Source organism: Vibrio sp. D173a (assembly GCF_030248475.1).
The window spans coordinates 1-867 of record NZ_JAHGAH010001605.1 but is presented as its reverse complement, the minus strand read 5'-3'; the positions used below and the strand labels follow the sequence as shown (position 1 = coordinate 867).

The 867-nt window shown below is 44.8% G+C and carries 2 protein-coding genes; both read left to right on the top strand.

Going from position 1 to position 867, the window contains the following annotated elements; all coding sequences use genetic code 11:
- The coding region (gene rppH, locus KIV40_RS35075; RefSeq protein WP_285354093.1) for an RNA pyrophosphohydrolase at window positions 1-440 on the top strand (440 nt) is incomplete at its 5' end.
- A 2-nt stretch (window positions 441-442) separates the two neighbouring features.
- On the top strand, window positions 443-867 hold a 425-nt coding region (locus KIV40_RS35070; RefSeq protein WP_285354091.1), incomplete at its 3' end, for a GAF domain-containing protein.

The window sequence follows — 867 nt, the reverse complement described above, 5'->3', positions numbered from 1 at the left end:
GATACGGGCAACATTCATGGCAATTCCCTCAAGGGGGAATCGATGAAGGTGAAACTCCGGAACAGGCAATGTACCGTGAGTTATATGAAGAGGTTGGCCTTACCAAAAAGGATGTAAAGATCGTCGCGACAAGTCGTCATTGGTTACGCTATAAGCTACCCAAACGACTGGTTCGATGGGATTCAAAACCTGTCTGTATTGGACAAAAACAGAAGTGGTTTCTTCTGCGTTTAGACTGCGATGAGTCGCGTATTAACATGCAGCGCGGAAGTACACCTGAGTTTGATGGTTGGCGTTGGGTAAGTTACTGGTACCCAGTTCGACAAGTTGTTTCTTTCAAGCGAGATGTTTACCGTCGTGCAATGAAAGAGTTCGCTTCTTTAGCTATGCCATTTAAAGAGCGAAAAATAAAAGGAAAACGCAAACAGCGTAGAGGTTAAGCATGCTCAGTCAACTAAGGGAAATAGTTGAACACGTATCTAGGGTTGAAGATGTCTCAACCGCATTGGATATTTTAGTTAAAGAGACGTGCAGCGCGATGCAGACTGAGTGCTGCACTGTGTACTTAGCCAACAATGATATGCAGCGCCTTGAGTTGATGGCAATTCAAGGCCTCATTTTTGAAGGGAACAGCATCCATATCGGGTTTAACGAAGGCTTAGTTGGCTTGGTTAAACGCAGTGCTGAACCTATTAACTTAGCGCAAGCTTCAGCGCATCCTGCCTATAAATTTTTCCCTGAACTAGGGGAAGATGTTTACCACTCATTTCTTGGTACCCCTATTATTCACCGCAAGCAAGTGCTTGGGGTGTTGGTGATTCAGCAGAAATCCCCTCGCTTATTCAGTGAAATGGAAGAGTCGTTTCT